The sequence below is a fragment of the uncultured Faecalibacterium sp. genome, from assembly GCF_900066275.1.
GTDB lineage: Bacteria > Bacillota > Clostridia > Oscillospirales > Ruminococcaceae > Faecalibacterium > Faecalibacterium taiwanense.
This window is the reverse complement of the sequence record NZ_FMFG01000093.1, coordinates 1-1,009: the sequence shown is the minus strand read 5'-3', so window position 1 is coordinate 1,009 and position 1,009 is coordinate 1. Positions and strand designations below refer to the sequence as shown.

2 pseudogenes are annotated in these 1,009 nt (G+C 54.0%); both read left to right on the top strand.

What is annotated here, in order from left to right:
- Positions 1-414, top strand: a pseudogene (locus tag QZL71_RS13145) (VirB4-like conjugal transfer ATPase); the annotation flags it as partial.
- Positions 411-1,009, top strand: a pseudogene (locus tag QZL71_RS13140) (NlpC/P60 family protein); the annotation flags it as partial. The pseudogenes QZL71_RS13145 and QZL71_RS13140, both read left to right, overlap by 4 nt.

Genomic DNA, 1,009 nt, shown 5'->3' with positions numbered 1-1,009 from the left:
GGAAAATCCACCCGGTACTATGCAGACGAGTTCCATTTGCTCTTGAAGGAAGAGCAGACTGCTGCTTATTCCGTGGAAATTTGGAAGCGTTTTCGTAAGTGGGGCGGCATCCCGACAGCCCTGACGCAGAACGTCAAAGATCTGCTGGCAAGTCCCGAAGTATCAAATATTTTTGAGAATTCGGACTTCGTTTATATGCTCAATCAGGCGAACGGTGATCGGCAAATCCTCGCAAAGCAGCTCAATATCAGCCCGCATCAGCTTTCCTACGTTACCCACTCCGGCGAAGGTGAAGGGCTGCTGTTTTTCGGTAACGTGATCCTGCCCTTTGTTGACCACTTCCCGAAAGACCTTGAACTCTACCGCATCCTCACGACCAAGCTCAACGAGATCTCGGAGGGCGCACAGAAATGAGTGAACCGAAACTGATCATCAAAGAGGAATCGTCCGCAAAAAAGACCCGTTCTCCCCCGAAGAAACCCAAGGTGGAGCAGTCGGTGCCCAGAAAGAAAAAGCTGAAAACCGATGCAGATAAGGTTGCGGAAAGGGCGCAGCACCTGCGTTTTGGCAAAGCCGAGATCACCCCGGATGAAGCATCCCGCATGACAAAGCAGCAGAAACGTGCTATGTATGCCGCTGCTGCCGCCCGGTCTGCGGTGCATCGGGAGGTTGACCAGTACGAGGACGATAATGTGGGCACGCAGGCTTTAAGCGAGGGCGAAAAAGCTGCCGAGACTACCCACGATATTTCCAAGAGCCGTTACGCCAGAAAGCTGAAAAAGAAAGCCAAGATGCAGGGCAAGAAAGGGGCCCGAACCGCAAAATCTTCCGTGCAGAAGCCGCCTGCGGCACAAGATGCAGGCGCATCCAGCACCGGCGAGGGCAGTTCTAACTGGCTTTCACGCTGGAAACAGCGGCAAGAAATCCGTAAAAGTCACTATGCCGCCGCCCATTCGGGTACAGCGGCACAGACCGCAGGCGGCAAAGCGGTATCCAATGGCACCACTGC